The 14,669-nt window shown below is 60.5% G+C and carries 22 protein-coding genes; all 22 read left to right on the top strand.

All coding sequences use genetic code 11. The features are described from left to right. Positions 1-28: 28 nt before the first annotated feature. The 22 genes from HU230_RS12685 to HU230_RS44070 all read left to right on the top strand — a co-directional run bounded on the left by HU230_RS12685 (position 29) and on the right by HU230_RS44070 (position 14,663). On the top strand, positions 29-700 hold the full coding sequence (locus tag HU230_RS12685; RefSeq protein ID WP_176531370.1) for a TetR/AcrR family transcriptional regulator: 672 nt from the start codon (positions 29-31) through the stop codon (positions 698-700). A 436-nt stretch (positions 701-1,136) separates the two neighbouring features. Then, positions 1,137-1,319 carry a hypothetical protein gene (locus HU230_RS12680; RefSeq protein WP_176531371.1) on the top strand — a complete coding sequence of 61 codons (183 nt, stop codon included), beginning with the start codon at positions 1,137-1,139 and terminating at the stop codon, positions 1,317-1,319. A gap of 357 nt (positions 1,320-1,676) precedes the next feature. Continuing rightward, entirely contained in the window at positions 1,677-4,289 is a 2,613-nt protein-coding gene (locus tag HU230_RS12675) for a DNA-directed RNA polymerase (protein WP_176531372.1), read from the top strand. A 379-nt stretch (positions 4,290-4,668) separates the two neighbouring features. Then, positions 4,669-4,830: a hypothetical protein gene (locus HU230_RS12670; protein WP_176531373.1), complete on the top strand. Its 162-nt coding sequence runs from the start codon at positions 4,669-4,671 to the stop codon at positions 4,828-4,830. After that, positions 4,827-5,000 (top strand): hypothetical protein, encoded by a 174-nt coding sequence (locus HU230_RS12665; protein WP_176531374.1) that lies wholly within the window; start codon positions 4,827-4,829, stop codon positions 4,998-5,000. Before HU230_RS12670 ends, HU230_RS12665 begins: the two co-directional genes overlap by 4 nt. Continuing rightward, positions 4,997-5,143, top strand: coding sequence for a hypothetical protein (locus HU230_RS12660; protein WP_176531375.1), 147 nt, complete (start codon positions 4,997-4,999; stop codon positions 5,141-5,143). Before HU230_RS12665 ends, HU230_RS12660 begins: the two co-directional genes overlap by 4 nt. After that, entirely contained in the window at positions 5,140-5,562 is a 423-nt protein-coding gene (locus tag HU230_RS12655; RefSeq protein WP_176531376.1) for a hypothetical protein, read from the top strand. Before HU230_RS12660 ends, HU230_RS12655 begins: the two co-directional genes overlap by 4 nt. After that, positions 5,534-6,211: a hypothetical protein gene (locus HU230_RS12650; protein ID WP_176531377.1), complete on the top strand. Its 678-nt coding sequence runs from the start codon at positions 5,534-5,536 to the stop codon at positions 6,209-6,211. Before HU230_RS12655 ends, HU230_RS12650 begins: the two co-directional genes overlap by 29 nt. 10 nt (positions 6,212-6,221) lie before the next feature. Then, a complete protein-coding gene (locus HU230_RS12645; protein ID WP_176531378.1) occupies positions 6,222-6,866 on the top strand; it encodes a hypothetical protein in 645 nt (214 codons plus the stop codon). Then, positions 6,863-7,027, top strand: coding sequence for a hypothetical protein (locus tag HU230_RS12640; protein WP_176531379.1), 165 nt, complete (start codon positions 6,863-6,865; stop codon positions 7,025-7,027). The genes HU230_RS12645 and HU230_RS12640 overlap by 4 nt, the downstream gene beginning before the upstream one ends. Positions 7,028-7,241: 214 nt before the next feature. Continuing rightward, positions 7,242-7,448, top strand: coding sequence for a hypothetical protein (locus tag HU230_RS12635; RefSeq protein WP_176531380.1), 207 nt, complete (start codon positions 7,242-7,244; stop codon positions 7,446-7,448). Beyond that, on the top strand, positions 7,445-7,972 hold the full coding sequence (locus HU230_RS12630) for a hypothetical protein (RefSeq protein WP_176531381.1): 528 nt from the start codon (positions 7,445-7,447) through the stop codon (positions 7,970-7,972). The genes HU230_RS12635 and HU230_RS12630 overlap by 4 nt, the downstream gene beginning before the upstream one ends. 48 nt (positions 7,973-8,020) lie before the next feature. Then, on the top strand, positions 8,021-8,650 hold the full coding sequence (locus HU230_RS12625) for a hypothetical protein (protein ID WP_176531382.1): 630 nt from the start codon (positions 8,021-8,023) through the stop codon (positions 8,648-8,650). 2 nt (positions 8,651-8,652) lie between these two features. Continuing rightward, positions 8,653-9,063, top strand: a complete 411-nt coding sequence (locus HU230_RS43830) for an HNH endonuclease (protein WP_176531383.1) — start codon at positions 8,653-8,655, stop codon at positions 9,061-9,063. Next, complete coding sequence (locus tag HU230_RS12620; RefSeq protein WP_176531384.1) at positions 9,053-9,511, top strand: PDDEXK family nuclease; 459 nt, start codon at positions 9,053-9,055, stop codon at positions 9,509-9,511. The genes HU230_RS43830 and HU230_RS12620 overlap by 11 nt, the downstream gene beginning before the upstream one ends. A 4-nt stretch (positions 9,512-9,515) precedes the next feature. Beyond that, on the top strand, positions 9,516-9,710 hold the full coding sequence (locus tag HU230_RS12615) for a hypothetical protein (RefSeq protein ID WP_176531385.1): 195 nt from the start codon (positions 9,516-9,518) through the stop codon (positions 9,708-9,710). 99 nt (positions 9,711-9,809) lie between these two features. Then, a complete protein-coding gene (locus tag HU230_RS12610; protein ID WP_176531386.1) occupies positions 9,810-10,073 on the top strand; it encodes a helix-turn-helix domain-containing protein in 264 nt (87 codons plus the stop codon). Further along, entirely contained in the window at positions 10,073-10,339 is a 267-nt protein-coding gene (locus HU230_RS12605; protein WP_176531387.1) for a hypothetical protein, read from the top strand. Before HU230_RS12610 ends, HU230_RS12605 begins: the two co-directional genes overlap by 1 nt. Then, the gene (locus tag HU230_RS12600; RefSeq protein ID WP_176531388.1) at positions 10,336-10,569 is read left to right on the top strand and encodes a hypothetical protein; all 234 of its coding nucleotides are present in this window, start codon (positions 10,336-10,338) and stop codon (positions 10,567-10,569) included. The genes HU230_RS12605 and HU230_RS12600 overlap by 4 nt, the downstream gene beginning before the upstream one ends. Before the next feature lie 125 nt (positions 10,570-10,694). Continuing rightward, complete coding sequence (locus HU230_RS12595; RefSeq protein WP_176531389.1) at positions 10,695-12,203, top strand: DnaB-like helicase C-terminal domain-containing protein; 1,509 nt, start codon at positions 10,695-10,697, stop codon at positions 12,201-12,203. A gap of 77 nt (positions 12,204-12,280) precedes the next feature. Next, a complete protein-coding gene (locus HU230_RS12590; RefSeq protein WP_176531390.1) occupies positions 12,281-14,266 on the top strand; it encodes a DNA polymerase in 1,986 nt (661 codons plus the stop codon). Beyond that, positions 14,202-14,663: an HNH endonuclease signature motif containing protein gene (locus HU230_RS44070; RefSeq protein WP_420840859.1), complete on the top strand. Its 462-nt coding sequence runs from the start codon at positions 14,202-14,204 to the stop codon at positions 14,661-14,663. Before HU230_RS12590 ends, HU230_RS44070 begins: the two co-directional genes overlap by 65 nt. Positions 14,664-14,669 lie beyond the last annotated feature (6 nt).

Raw genomic sequence — 14,669 nt, 5'->3', positions numbered from 1 at the left:
CGTCAACCCCCGATTGCGGAGGAGACAGATGGCGAGACGAAAGGCCGCCCCCGCGGCAGTCGCAGGGGCCGCGCCCGGGGCGGAGGCCCCCCTACCCGGGCTGGCGCGGCTTGCTCCGACGCAGCGGCGCAGCCGCGAGCGGTTCGAGCGCATCCTCGCCTGCGCCACCGAGATCATGGCGGAGAAAGGCAGCGAGGCCTTCCGCATGAGCGACATCGTCGAACGCAGCGGCGTCGCATTCGGCTCGCTTTATCAATATTTCCCCGACAAGGCCGCGATCATCGGCACGCTGGCGGAACGGCATAACGCGGTCGGGCGCGATTGCGTCAAGCGCGATCTGGCCGCGGTCTCGTCCGCGCGCGACCTGCACCCGGCGCTATGCCGGATCGTCGACAGTTACTACGAGATGTTCATGCGCGAGCCTGTGATGCGCGACATCTGGCAGGCGACGCAGGCCGACCGCGCCCTGCAGAAGCTCGATGCGGACGACATGGCCGTGCTCTCCGGCCTGTTGTCCGACGCAGTCAGGCGGGTTGCGCCCACCATGCCGGCTGCCAGCCTCACCACCTTCTCGGGACTGACGATGACGCTGATCGCAGCCGCCGTGCGTCACGCCATCACGCTGCCGCCGCGGAAGGCGCGGCAGGTGCTGACACAGTTCAAGACCATGCTGCCGGGAGACCTCGCCGGGCTGGCATGACCGCGACCGCGCCGATGTCGGGAATTTCCCTTTCGCTGCGGCGATAGACAGCGAGCGTAGACGATCTACGCCGTTCGGGAGCGGCTCGCTGCACCGACGCCGTCCCGCTGGCGGACCATGCCGGCAAGAGCTGAGGATCGATGCGACATGGGATCGCCGACCATCCTGCGAAGCTTGCCTCCGCTGTCACGTCTCCCTAAAATTCCTGCGATATTTGACGGCTATGAATACCGCCGGGAAGTCCGGGAAGAGTTTTTCGCAAGATGTGATTTGTCTCACACGAGGAGCCGGCCGTGCCGACCTAGGTTCCCCACGGGGTCATCATCCATTTACCAAAGCGGGCGCCATCGTTCTTTTCATAAAATTCGAACGAATCGCTCAATCCGGACCGAACACAGTTTTGCGATCATGGTGCTCTCGAACCTCGGAGAGCGCGATGAGCGAAGTCGAATTTGATCTGCTGCTGGACGTCGTGCGTACGGCGATCGCGCCTATTGCTCAGGAGGATTTCGTGGCCCAACCGTCGCCCCGCATTCAGCCGCCGCCGCGCGCGGCGAATGACAACCAGGCGCCGTGGCCGCTGATTCCGTTTCCTGAAGGCTCGTACGCCGCAAGCTAATGCGGCTTCTCATTTGTCGGCTGCAAGCCATTGATGAGATGAGTGGAGGCCACGACCAGAATTGAACTGGTGTACACGGTTTTGCAGACCGACCTGTAATAGATTGCCTATTGTAATCAGTCACCGAGTGACTATATGTCCTTGCCTAGGCGCAAGGACCGCCTAAGACCCTCCCAGACATCACCCATCCCGACCTTACTGCACCCGCGCCGCTGTGGCTGCGCTCTTGGAACAAACGGATAACCACCGATGACAATCGTAACAGGCTCGCAAATGGACATATTCCCATTGTCGATCAATGACATCGCTGTTCTTTCCACTCACCCCTGCATAAACCCCGAAGGAGACAGTCCCCTGATGGACGCTACAGCCCTCCCCGAGACCCTTAAGATCACCCAAGAGCTTCCTAGGGAGATTGTTACAGCTATTGCCAAGCATGACCTTAGGAACCTCAGGAACCTTGAGAGGGTCGGCTACGGTGCGACGACCGAGGGCACCGCGCTCACCAAGCGGAACCTGACCAAGCTGGCGGACGCCGTGCGCGCCGCTCTTGAGACCAAGGCCGAGACCCGAGGGAACCCTCAGGAGGCCAAGATGCTCAAGGTGGTCCGGGGCCTCGACCGCGACGTGATCGCCCTCGCCGTGCTCCACAGCGCCCTGCACAGCCTCGGCAAGCAGGAGACGCAGCTGGAGACCACGCTGGCCGTGGGAGCCGCGCTCGCTGGCGAGTGCTGGGCGGCCGGGCTGATCCAGAGCGACGCGGCCCGCGCCAAGTCCATCGCACGGCGTGTGAAGCAGCGCCACAGCAGCGCCAGCGTCCGCCTGATGGCTGCAAAGAAGGAAGCGGCCCAGAGCTACAAGCGCCGCGACGGCACACAGGTGAACGCCTATGAGCAACGTGAGTGGCCCTCGGTGCAGCGGACGTGCGCAGGCACATGGGGCTTGAACCTCCTGACGACTGCGCTGTCCGATATGTTCCGCTGGCGTGAGGAGACCGAGCCGGGGCCTAAGGGCACCTTGGTGGCGACTAGGTATCTTGAGTTGACCGAGGAGGCCGAGGCGTTCGTTGACGCTGCGCTCACTCATTCCCGCACGAGCAGGCCAGTGTGGTTTGCGTCCAAAGAGCTTCCCAAGGCGTGGGACGCGTTCAATGGCTGCGGCTCTCCGGACCCGCGCGTCAGTGGCGCCACCTCGTTCCTGCGGACCCGCTACAAGGCGACCGCAGCTGCAGGCCGCGCCGCTGTGAAGTCGGGGCAGCTCCAGCCCGCGCTCGACGGCGTCAACACACTGCAGTCCGTGGCGTGGACGCTGAACACCGAGATGTTTGACCTGATCACCGAGTGCTACAACCGGGGCATCGCTGTGAAGGGTCTGCCCTCGATCCACCCTGTGAAGCCCCTGCCCCGCTGCCCGGACGAAGAGTGGGCGCAGATGGACGCAGGACAGCGCAAGCTCCGCAAGATGCGCAAGGACGAGCTGCGGCTGCTCGCCAACGAGGCCAAGTGCAATCGCCGCATGTTCGAGACGGACATGACGGAGGCGCGCGAGCTGGCTGTCGTGGCGAAGTTCTACACGCCGATGAATTGCGACTGGCGCGGTCGCATCTACAGCCTGAGCCACTTCAACTTCCAGCGCGAGGACCGCGTGCGGGCCTTGTTCCTGTTTGCACAGGGCGAGCCCATTGGCGTTGACGGGCTTAGGTGGCTCAAGATGCACGTCGCGAACTGCGGCGCGCTCAACAAGATTGACAAGCGCCCAATCGCAGAGAGGGTCCAGTGGTGCGACGACAACATTCTCCTACTGGAAGACATAGCTCGCCGCCCGCTCCTCAACACCGAGTGGACGAAGGCCGACAAGCCTTTCCTGTTCCTCGCTGCGTGCAAAGAGTTGTGCCGAGCGATTTCACAGGGGCCGAGTTACGAGTGCTCGCTGCCTGTGAGCTTCGATGGGAGCTGCTCAGGCCTACAGCATCTCTCTGCTATGACCCGGGCATCCGAGGGTTCACTGGTCAACCTGACACCCAACGAGCTGCCGCAGGACATCTACGCGACAGTGGCCGAGCTGGTGAACAAGCGCCTCGTGGTGGCACTCACCACGGAGCCTGAGAACTCCTGCGACGACAAGGAAGTCCTAGCCGCAGCACGCCAGCGTGAGTTGGCTCAGCTGTTCCTGGATTACAAGATTGGTCGCGGCGATTGCAAACGTGGCGTCATGACCTACGCCTACTCCAGCAAGAAGTTCGGCATGGCCTGCCAGCTCCAGACGGACCTGATGAAGCCTTTGGCTCGTGAGGTTCTTGAGGGCAAGCGGGCGGTTCATCCGTTCGCCCCGTGGGAGCAGGGTTCTGAAGAACGCCCGAGCGCTGCGGCGCGCTTCCTCGCAGATCATATCTTCGAAGCTATTGAGCAGATTGTTCACAAGCCCAGCGAAGCGATGAAGTATCTGCAGAAGCTCGCCAAGGCGCTCGCGCACGAAGGCAAGCCGCTGCGTTGGACGACGCCTGTCGGCATTCCGTGGATCAACCGATACCACGACCCTGTAACCAAGCGCGTCGAGCTGTGGCTCAACGATGGTGGTGTGAGCGTACGCTCGCAGCTCACCGTGGCCGTAGACGACAAGCCCGAGATCAACAAGGACAAAGCCTCCAATGGGGTGGCACCCAACTTCGTTCACGCTCTTGATGCTGCTCACCTGTTGCTCGTGGCTAACGCTGCTCGCAATCGGGGCATCATCTCGATTGCAACAGTACACGATAGCTTCGGTTGCCTTCCTTCGCGGGCTACCGAGTTCAACGCGATCATTCGCGAGCAGTTTGCGGAGATGTATGAGACGCACGACGTCCTAGCCGAGATACTGGCGCAGGCGCGGCTTGACCTGACTGATGACAATTGTGATCGGTTGCCAGATGCAATCTCTCCCGGACCTCTGAACCTCAAGGACATTCTTAATGCCCCCTTCGCCTTTGCCTAAGCATACGCGTGAAGACGGATACTTCTTCAACGGCAGACAAGCCTACTCTCCTGCGAGCATCAGTCGTCGCAGGATTGGGGCAGTTACACGAGACGCTAAGCGCCGTGCTGAGGCTGAAGGCGTGCCTTTCGCGCTCACCCTAGACTTTGTCGAAGCTCTATGTCTCCGCGTCCCTGAGTGCCCCATCCTCAAGGTGCCACTCGCCAGAACGTCGAAGAACGGTCGCGCGCACGCGCCGTCTATTGACCGTGTGATTCCAGCGCTGGGTTACGTCCCCGACAACGTGCGCTGCATTTCCAATCGAGCAAACCGGCTCAAGGGCTCGCTGACACGTGAGCAGCTTGAACGCCTTGTAGCCTACACCAAGGGAGAACTGTGAATGACCTACACGCCCCCGCTTAGCCACGAGCGCATCGCGCGCGCATCCATCCTCAACGCCGTTCCGATCCCCGAGCAGACGAAGGCCGTGCTTGAAGCGCGCGGCGTCGACCTCGGCGAGCTGGAGCAGCGCCTCCGTCACAACATGGGATTCCGCAAGTGAAGAACAAACACTACGTGGTGCTGCCCGACAACACGTTCGAAGGCACCTTCAAGGTCGTGTGTCTCGCGCACGACATCTCGGGCCAGCTCAAGCGTATCGAAGCGGATGGGCTTGCCAACTCCCTCAACCTCGAAAGCTGTATGCAGCAGGAAGGCTTCGGTGCGGAATGAAGTACGATTACGTTTTCGGGGATGATGGCGACTACATCCACGCGATGGCGCACGACGGCTTCGATTGGGTCACACAGTCGGTCTGGCTGATCCCGGGCACCGAGTGTCTCTTCTCAACGCGCTTTGACTGCGCGCGGGGATGAAGATCCTCAGCAAGGCCGCAGACGGCGGGAAGGATTCCGGCGTCACAGGGTTCTTCCTGATCGAGTGCAAGGCGCTGTTCTCCATCGTGCTCCTGAGGTTCTCAAAGGGCACGAGGGAAGCCTACCACGAGCACGCATTCGACGCGTGGACGCTCTGGCTCAAGGGCCGAGTAGTCGAGCATAGGCTAATCGGGAGCGGCTCACGCTTCCCTAGCTGCGAGCGTCTGACGTTCAACGCAGGCCAGCTCAAGCACACACCACGCTCCTGCTTTCACAAGATTGAAGCACTGGACACCGCATGGGCGCTCTCGATCCGAGGGCCTTGGGCGGCGCGCTGGCGTGAGCTGCGCAGCAACAAGCTCGTCACTCTGACACACGGAAGGAAGGTGGTTGATCAAGGCGAAGGCGTGGTCCGGTAAGGACCTCAAAGGCACGTGGCACGTCACCATTAAGATTGATGGCGTGAGGACACTCTGGAACGCAGAGACCCGGTCGTGGCTCAGTCGCGCAGACAAGCCACTCTACAATCTTCCTCAGTGGCGGGACGGCCTCCAGCCCGAGTTCAAAGATTGCGAGACGTACTGCGGTAGCTTCAAAGAGACCATAATCAGGATCAGAGCGAAGACGAAGGCCCGGCCGATCACGGTCGATCAGATGTTCTCACTCGATCCTCTCGACCCGCGTCTCGACGCTGGGCACCTCACCGACCCCACAGCAGACGCTATCAAGACGTTGCTCAAGTCCATCGTGGCCGCTGGCTACGAGGGTCTCGTGCTGCGTCAGGGCGACGTGTGGCTCAAGGTGAAGCCCATCGAGACGTACGACGTGCCTGTGACTGGCGTCTTCGAAGGTGAAGGCAAGCACGCAGGACGCATGGGATACCTGACGACGCCTATGGGCTACGTTGGCACGGGGTTCACTGACGAAGAGCGTGAGTGGTGGTGGACCAATCGCTATCCGGTCACGCGCTGGGCTCCTGCCAAGACCATCGAAGTCGAGTGCATGAAGCTCACCGACGACGGCAAGTTCAGACACCCGCGCTTCCTCCACATCCGCATCGACAAATAGGAGAGCACGCATGTACGGCAACGCGCCGAAGGACCTTGGGCTGATCGACCTCAGCCCCACGGAAATGATGTTCTGGCTGTACTGCCCAATCAAGACGCCCGGCCATTGGGCCGAGACCGTGCCCGAGAACCTTAAGCAGTTCGAGCCCCTCGTGGAGGCTGTCTTCAACGACATTAGCAGCGACAGCGTCCTCCGCTGGCGTGACAGCTACGTCTACCTGACCGCCAAGCGCATCTTCGCGTCCCCGGGCGCTCCGGGCAACCGGCTGGGCTGGCACGCGGACGGCTTCGGCACCAACGACCTCAACTACATTTGGTACGACGCCAACCCGACCATCTTCTGGGTGCCTCAGAAGCCCGTGTCTCTCTCCAAGGACCACACTGTCTCCATGACGGAGATGGCGTGGTGGGCTTCACGTCCGCCGGGCTTCCAGCGACGCTATACCAACAAGCATCTCCTGCGCCTCGACAGCTCCGTAATCCACGCGGTCGAGCCTGACGTCAAGACAGGAATGCGCACCTTCGTGAAGGTCTCGGTTTCCGAGAAGCCCTACGCGTTGGAAGGCAACTCCGTGAACCACAAGCTGGGTCTCAACTGGACCTACGCACCCCGCGCCGTCGAGCGCAACTGTCCCATCAAAGGAACTGCAGCATGAAGACCTCCGTCACCATCCGCATGGGCGCAGCTCACCACGACGTCACGATCAAGAAGCCTGACGGCTCCAAGGTCATCTTCGACTACCGCACGATGTCCAAGGACGAGAAGCGCGTCTTCCATCGTGAGTTCATGAACGCGTTCCGCGCTCGCAACAGCTGATGTTCGTCCTGACGGTAGCGCTTCTGCTGGGGACGCACCCGCGCCCTCAGCTCACCGCCTACATCCCGTACCCGAGCCGCTTCACGTGTGAGCAGGCCCGGGACTATCAGGTCAACCCGACCGACTTCATCCGTCTCCTCAAGCACAAGCCGAAGCAACCAGTCCGCGTGCGCGTAGAGTGCAGCGCTGGATTGCCTGAGGCCTAAGGACGCTCATGTACTCCTTCGAATACGCCTACATGAACCCGGACGACCTCTTTGACACCGCCCACGCGTCACGCACAGTGCACGCGGACGCGGACCTCACCGAGGTGCTCTCCGCAATGCGTGACTTCCTGCAGGCCGCAGGCTTCACCTACGTGGTGGGCCTGACCGCGTACAAGGACGACGGCACCGTGGCGCACGCTACGGACATCCAATGAAGTACACCATTGGACAGCAAGTCTGGCACGCAGGCTGGGACTCGTTTGAGACACGGCTTGAATGTCCAGACTGCGCTGGTGAGGGTCGCATTCGCGTGCTGCTCCCGGATAACGATGTGGTCTCTGTGGATTGCGTTGCTTGCCAGAGTGGCTACGCTAGACCCTGTGGTTACCTCACCGTCCATGAACGCAAGGCCGTAGCCACGCTCACGACCATAACGGGCGTGGAGATTGAGCAAGGCAAGACCAAATGGCGCACGTCTGACCACTACCGGGTCTCTGAAGACCACCTCTTCGACACCGAGGCTGAAGCTCAAGCGGCTGCTTCCGCAATAGCTGCGGCTGCAGACTTGGAAGAGCGTGAGCGTGTGGGCAAGAAGCACAAGGACACACGCTCTTGGGCTTGGAACGCCCGCTATCACCGTAAATGTATCAAGGAGGCCCAGCGTCAGATTGAGTACCACACATCGAAGCTGTCTGTGGCGAGCATCAAGGCCAAAGCCGACAAGAATACCACCATCTGATCACCGCGACTGCCGCCTGTGATCATCAACCCCAACTAAAGGACCTAAGTGGCTAAGGCCGAGAAAATCTCATTCACGACTGCTATCGTTACCTTCATCTATCCCAAGCTCAACGAGCCGGATGTCTACACCCCGAAGCGCGGCAAGCCCGGCAAGCCGAAGTTCAAGACGGACTGGTCCGAGAAGGACGAAGCCGCCGAGACCGCGCTGCAGACCTACCTCAAGAAGGTCGCCAAGAAGCTCTGCCCCGATGCCGACTTCGGTGAGGACGCGGAAGGCAAGAGCAAGTTCGGCTTCCCGTGGAAGAAGAACAAGGACGGCGAGACCGTCTTCACCGCATCGACCGGCATGACCAACAAGGCTGGCGTGCTGATCCGTCCGCCAGTGTTCGACGCCAAGAAGCAGGCCATCCCGGTCTCGCAGTCTATTGGTGGCGGCACCAAGGGGCGGCTCAAGGTCACCGTGGGTGTCTATCCGGACGAGGACGGCATTACGCTGTACATCGACCAGATTCAGATCACCGAGCTGGTCGAGAGCACCTACGGTCAGTGCGCGTTCGATGAAGCGGACGGCTTCTCGTACAAGGGCGTGGGCGAAGCCGACGAGAACCTCGAATCCACGGACCTCTCGAGCTCCGAGGACAAGGGTGACGACGAAGACTTTGATGTGGCTTTCTAGGGATGAAGGCCTCTCCCTCCTACATTGAGGAGCGGAGCATTCCCGAGCCGAACTCAGGCTGCTGGCTGTGGCTCCTTTCAATAGGAAGCCACGGCTACGGCCAAGCTGCGTGCGATGAAGCGATCACTCCGCGCAATCGTGCAGGCGTAACCACGGCTCCGCGTGCGTCATACATCGCCTACAAAGGCCCTATCCCATCGGGGCTTCACATCGACCACCTGTGTCGCAACAGGGTCTGTGTGAACCCTGAGCATCTTGAGGCCGTCACCAGCGAAGAGAACATGAAGCGCGCCGCTGTAGCACGCGGCCGGCTTCGTCACGACAACGAGACGCCTGAGGAAGCTAAGGCCGCCCGGGCCAAGTACGTACGTGGGTGGTATCTACAGAAGAGACTAGCAACCTATGGCTATTAAGCCTGCCCTCTCCCTCGAAATTGAGCCTGTATTTCGCTCAGGATTGGAGGAGAAGGTCGCGGCGCAGCTGAGCCACGCAGGGGTCTCCAACGCTTTCGAAGCGGGGTGGATTCACTACGTGGTCCCGGCGCGCAATGCGAAGTACCTCCCAGACTTCCGCATCGACAAGACCAACATCATCCTTGAAGCCAAGGGCCGCTTTGGTGGTCACAAGTCCGATGCGCAGGGCGCGAAGGAACGCGAGAAGATGATCCTGCTCAAGGAACAACACCCTGAGTACGACATCCGCTTCGTCTTCCAGCGCGCCACTAACCGTATCTACAAGGGCAGCAAGACGACGTACGCGAAGTGGGCGGACGACCACGGCTTCCCTTGGGCGGATAAGGGCACAGTGCCTGCCGCGTGGATTGACGAGATGAAGCGACAGCAACTCAAGAAGCGAAAGTGATCCCATGAAGTTCAAGAGCAAGTCCGACCACCGTGAGCTGGTCGTGCTCGACAAGGACGGCGGTGCCATCAAGGTCGAGGTCGAAGGCAAGTACACGTACATCATGAACTCCGACTACGACGGCGTCCGCCTGACGCGCGCCAAGGCTCTCAAGTTCGCTTGGGCGATCATCAACGAGCTGGACCCCTCGGTCCTCTGAACACGAGCACCTCGGGGTAGCGCCCTGAGCGACGAGTGAAATCGTGACAGGCGGGGAGAGACCCGCACACCCCTTTCAACCGCACAAGGATCATGAAGCATGACCACCCTCACTCTGGGCTCGCCGACGCTTGCCTCCGACCTCTCGCTGCCGCCGCAGGCGCGCATCATCCTTGCGCACTTGGAAGCGGGCAAGGACATCACTGCCAGCCAGTCGATGCTCGTCTACCACATCTACCGGCTCTCGGACTGCATTCTCAAAATCCGTGACGCTGGCTACGACATCCTCACCACGATGCGTAAGGACGAAGTCGGTGGCAAGTACGCGTCCTATTCCCTCGCGCCGAAGAAGGTCCTGCACTGATGGACCCGAAAGCCTCGATACTCAAGAAGCTCCGGGTCACCGCGAGCGCCTGTCCGAGCGCTGCCACGCGTAGCGCGCTGCAGGACCACGCCAACGCCATCAGCAAGACGATGGAGCTGCTGGCCTTCACGTTCACCGACGAGCGCCTGAGAGAGCTTAACGGCCTCTGGGCGCGCGCCTACGTGATGCTCGACGCCGCGCAGAAGCCCGCAACGCCGACAGACCCCACCGGGACACAACAGCCGATCGAAAGGATTGCTGCATGAAGCCTCCGGGCCACGACACGTACTACGACCACCCCGGCCGCGCCAGCGCGAAGCCGCACAAGGGCGTCATCAGGTGCTGGACGCCTGTGTGGCGTGATGGCGGCTATCGCGTCAATGGCATCTACGGCGACGCGCACATCCTCACCAGCCGCGTGACGCGCCACGACTTCATCACTGGCGAAATCGAGACGATGAACAGCCGCTACAAGCTGGACCGTCCCGGGTTCTAGTGGGGACCTTCGTTCAACATGAGCAGTGCCCTGAGTGTGGATCAAGTGACGGGCTCGCCCGCTACGAGGACAACTCAGCGCACTGCTTCGTCTGCAAGCATAACATCAGAGGAGACGGCAACGGCGTGGAGCCGCTCACCGACGACACCAACTCGGAAGACTGGACACCCGTAGCAGGGCACGTTCAGGAAATGATGCACGTAGGCCTGCGGGAAGAGACCCTGCGGCACTGGCGGTGCAAAGTCGGACTGAAGGGACGCACGCCCGTCCACATCTACGAGAGCCGCGACGACAACGGCAAGCTGGTCGCACAGAAGTTTCGTGACAAGGACAAGAACTTCACGTGGCAGGGCGACGCGAAGAACCCTCACCTCTACGGCAAGTGGCTGTGGCCCAAGGGCGGTAAGTATCTCACGATCACCGAGGGCGAGAAGGACGCGCACTCGCTGTCGCAGGCCTTCGGTCTGAAGTACCCCGTGGTCTCGCTGCCGAACGGCACAGGCTCCGTGGCGAAGGTCCTCAAGCTCGACTACGACTACATCACCTCGTTCGACACCATCGTCCTCATGTTCGACATGGACGAACCAGGTAGAGAGGCCGTCGAGCTGGCGTGCTCGATGCTTCCGATGGACAAGGTCAAGATTGCCAAGCTGCCGCACAAGGACGCCAACGACGTTCTGGTGAAGGAAGGTCCGGGCGTTCTGGTCAAGTGCTTCTGGGACGCCGAGCGCTACACGCCTGCGGGCATTGTCTCGGGCTCCTCGTTCACATGGGCGCAGCTGAAGAAGGCTGTGCAGCCGGGCTTCGAACTGCCCTACCCCATCCTGCAAGAGAAGATCATGGGCATCCGCAAGGGTGAGATCACCATGCTCACTGCAGGCTCTGGCATCGGCAAGAGCAGCTGGGCTCGCGAGCTGGCCTATCTGCTGCGCATGACGCACAGCTGCACCATCGGCAACATCTATCTGGAAGAGACCAACGCGCAGACGGCGCAGGCCTACGTGGCCCTGCACACTGACGTCCCTCTCCGGAAGATCATGTTCAACCCGGACATCATCCCTGACGCCTTGGGCGAGCAGGCAGTGAAGGACGTCGTGCACACCAAGATGCACTTCTTCGATCACTTCGGCTCCCTCGACAGCATGGAGCTGATCAACAAGATGCGCTTCCTCGCCAAGGTGGAGAAGTGCGACTTCATCGTGCTCGATCACGTCAGCATCGTCACATCGGGGCTTGAAAGCTCCTCGGAGGGCGAGCGTAAAGACATCGACATCCTCATGACCCGCCTCGCACAGCTCGTGCAGGAGACGGGCGTTGGCATCATCGGCATCGTCCATCTCAAACGAACACAAGGCACGTCATTCAATGAAGGCGGTCAGGTCTCTCTATCGGACCTTCGCGGAAGCTCTTCGCTGGAGCAGCTATCTTTTACTGTCCTCGCGCTTGAACGAGACCAGCAATCGGACGCTGCGGAGCGAGACATTAGTCAGATCAGAGTTCTCAAGTGCCGCGTCACCGGAGACACTGGTGAGGCAGATCGGCTGCAGTACGTTCGATCCACGGGACGCCTCTCTGTAGTTCCTAGCGCACCAACGGCTTGTGCGTTCGGGGATGGTGAGGATGCCTCCTTCTGAAGAGGCGCGAACGATTTGAAGAAGAACGCCACACCAAAGGAGCTTCGTATGTTGGCTGACTACTACAACGGTAATAAATGAAGCGGTATCTCTGGGACAGCGAAAGTGACGGCTTCGTTCACAACGCCACCAAGGTGCACTGCATTGTTATCCGAGACGTTGATACCAAGGAAACTTGGGACTACAAGCCGGATCAGATAGACGCTGCTCTGGACAAACTGGCCGAAGCCGATGTGCTGATTGGGCACAACATCCAGAGGCACGACCTTCCCTTAGTCCTGAAACTCCTGCGCTGGGCACCCAAGCCCGACGTGATCATCCGCGACACGATGATCTGTGCGCGCGTCATCTTCCCGAACGTCAAGGCCACCGATGGCGATCTGGTGCGCGCGGGCAAGATGCCTGCTGGGCGCAAGTACGCTGGCAAGCACACCCTGGGAGCCTGGGGTTATCGCCTGGGCGAGCAGAAGGGCGACTACGCAGAAGACCGCCTGGAGGCCTACCTCGCCGCGGGCGGGGACAAGGACGACGAAGCGGCCATCTCCGCATTCGTCTGGGGTGAGTGGAACCCCGAGATGCACGCCTACATGATCCAAGACGCTGTCACCAACGACAAGCTCTGGGACCATCTGAAGGTCGAGGCCTACTCGCAGGACGCTATCGTGCTGGAGCATCGTATCGCCCGCGTGTGCGATGCCATTCAGGCGGCGGGCGTTCCCTTCGACGTCAAGAAGGCCGAGGCGCTCCACGCCACGCTCCTCACCGCCAAGCACAAGGTCGAGCAGCAGCTGATCACTGAGTTCGGCAGCTGGCAAGTCGAGCTGAAGTCTCTGATCCCGAAGCGCGACAACAAGAAGCTGGGCTACGTCAAGGGCGTGCCCGTGCGCAAGTTCAAGACGGTCACGTTCAACCCAGGATCACGCGACCACATCGCGAAGGTCCTCTCCGACAAGGGTTGGAAGGCCACGAAGTTCACGGACGGCGGCAAGCCCCAGATTGACGAAGAGGTCATCGAAGGCATCGTCGCGCGCTTCCCAGAGTTCGCAGGCCTCGGCGAGTACCTTATGCTCGACAAGCGCATCTCGCAGCTGGCCGATGGCCCGCAGGCGTGGCTCAAGGCCGTGGGACCCGATGGGCGCATTCACGGCGTCATCAATCCTATGGGAACCATCACGAGCCGCGCGTCTCACTTCCTGCCAAACCTCGGGCAAGTGCCAAACATGGCTAGCCCGTACGGCAAGGAATGCCGCGAGCTGTTCTACGCCCCTGAGGGCTTCACGTTCCTAGGTGCCGACATGTCGGGACTGGAGCTGCGAGGCCTCGCGCACTACCTCGCCCCGTTCGACGGCGGCAAGTACATGAAGATTGTCGTAGAGGGTGACGTACACTGGATGCACGCTACCGTCATGGGACTAGCTACGGGAGAACGTGACAAGCACAATAAGTGCCACACTATCATCCGCGAAGACGGCACGAAGCGTTTCATCTACGCCTACATCTACGGCGCGTGGGACGCCAAGGTAGGAGAAATCATCTACAACGCGCTCACTAAGGCTAAGCGCGACGGCGGTGAGGATGGCGCCGAACTCTACGTAAAATTCTTTGGGGACAAGACAGCCACTGAAGAGTCTCTAAAGGCGTTGGGCCGAAAGGTACGCGCCGCGTTTGCCAAGCGCATCGTAGGCTTCACTAGCCTGAAGGACAAGCTGTCTGTCGTCGTCAAGAAGGCTGGCCGCGTACGTGGGTTAGACGACCGTCTAATTCCAATCCGATCAGACCACTCAGCCCTAAACTTCCTCATTCAATCCTGCGGAGCGATCCTCTGCAAGCGTTGGGGTGCTGATGCGTTCGAGGAGCTGTGCAGCAAGTACAAGCTGGGCGAAGACTTCCAGTTCGTAGCCTGGGTGCACGACGAGTGGCAATTGTTAGTTCGAAAAGGTCTTGAAGAAGAAATCAGTGAAGTTATCATCCGCTGCGCGCGAAAAGCCGGAGAGCCCTATGGTTTCCGAGGACCGCTCGACAGCCAAGCCAAGCACGGGCCGACGTGGGCCGAAACCCATTGAGCCAGCTGTACGCTTCTGGAGAATGGTCAACAAGACAGCCACATGCTGGGAGTGGACCGGACACTGCAAGCGGAACGGGTACGGCGAATTCGACAGAGGCTATGCCCACAGAGCATCATGGAAGCTGAACACGGGACAAGATCCCGCTGCTCAGGTGCTGCACAAGTGCGACAACAGGAAGTGCGTACGTATCGACCACCTGTTTCTTGGATCCATAGCTGACAACATGCGCGACAAACAGTTGAAGGGTCGTGCAGCCAATAAGCTTACCCCTGAGGAAGTCAGCGAGATCAGAAGCTCGCAGGGTACTCAGGAAGACATAGGGCTGCGATACGACGTGGACCGAACCACCATAGGCCGAATTATACGACGGCAGACGTGGTCCCATGTCTCCTAAGCCCGC

Source organism: Bradyrhizobium quebecense (genome assembly GCF_013373795.3).
In the GTDB taxonomy this organism is placed as follows: Bacteria; Pseudomonadota; Alphaproteobacteria; order Rhizobiales; family Xanthobacteraceae; genus Bradyrhizobium; species Bradyrhizobium quebecense.
The sequence above is the reverse complement of the archived record's forward strand: the minus strand, read 5'-3'. Positions and strand labels throughout refer to the sequence as shown.

Excerpts from the sequence above, each read along its gene's own strand:
- HU230_RS12685 (WP_176531370.1), top strand. The coding sequence starts at position 29 with ATGGCGAGACGAAAGGCCGCCCCCGCGGCAGTCGCAGGGGCCGCGCCC.
- HU230_RS12680 (WP_176531371.1), top strand. The coding sequence starts at position 1,137 with ATGAGCGAAGTCGAATTTGATCTGCTGCTGGACGTCGTGCGTACGGCG.
- HU230_RS12675 (WP_176531372.1), top strand. The coding sequence starts at position 1,677 with ATGGACGCTACAGCCCTCCCCGAGACCCTTAAGATCACCCAAGAGCTT.
- HU230_RS12670 (WP_176531373.1), top strand. The coding sequence starts at position 4,669 with ATGACCTACACGCCCCCGCTTAGCCACGAGCGCATCGCGCGCGCATCC.
- HU230_RS12660 (WP_176531375.1), top strand. The coding sequence starts at position 4,997 with ATGAAGTACGATTACGTTTTCGGGGATGATGGCGACTACATCCACGCG.
- HU230_RS12655 (WP_176531376.1), top strand. The coding sequence starts at position 5,140 with ATGAAGATCCTCAGCAAGGCCGCAGACGGCGGGAAGGATTCCGGCGTC.
- HU230_RS12645 (WP_176531378.1), top strand. The coding sequence starts at position 6,222 with ATGTACGGCAACGCGCCGAAGGACCTTGGGCTGATCGACCTCAGCCCC.
- HU230_RS12640 (WP_176531379.1), top strand. The coding sequence starts at position 6,863 with ATGAAGACCTCCGTCACCATCCGCATGGGCGCAGCTCACCACGACGTC.
- HU230_RS12635 (WP_176531380.1), top strand. The coding sequence starts at position 7,242 with ATGTACTCCTTCGAATACGCCTACATGAACCCGGACGACCTCTTTGAC.
- HU230_RS12630 (WP_176531381.1), top strand. The coding sequence starts at position 7,445 with ATGAAGTACACCATTGGACAGCAAGTCTGGCACGCAGGCTGGGACTCG.
- HU230_RS43830 (WP_176531383.1), top strand. The coding sequence starts at position 8,653 with ATGAAGGCCTCTCCCTCCTACATTGAGGAGCGGAGCATTCCCGAGCCG.
- HU230_RS12620 (WP_176531384.1), top strand. The coding sequence starts at position 9,053 with ATGGCTATTAAGCCTGCCCTCTCCCTCGAAATTGAGCCTGTATTTCGC.
- HU230_RS12615 (WP_176531385.1), top strand. The coding sequence starts at position 9,516 with ATGAAGTTCAAGAGCAAGTCCGACCACCGTGAGCTGGTCGTGCTCGAC.
- HU230_RS12610 (WP_176531386.1), top strand. The coding sequence starts at position 9,810 with ATGACCACCCTCACTCTGGGCTCGCCGACGCTTGCCTCCGACCTCTCG.
- HU230_RS12605 (WP_176531387.1), top strand. The coding sequence starts at position 10,073 with ATGGACCCGAAAGCCTCGATACTCAAGAAGCTCCGGGTCACCGCGAGC.
- HU230_RS12600 (WP_176531388.1), top strand. The coding sequence starts at position 10,336 with ATGAAGCCTCCGGGCCACGACACGTACTACGACCACCCCGGCCGCGCC.
- HU230_RS12590 (WP_176531390.1), top strand. The coding sequence starts at position 12,281 with ATGAAGCGGTATCTCTGGGACAGCGAAAGTGACGGCTTCGTTCACAAC.
- HU230_RS44070 (WP_420840859.1), top strand. The coding sequence starts at position 14,202 with ATGGTTTCCGAGGACCGCTCGACAGCCAAGCCAAGCACGGGCCGACGT.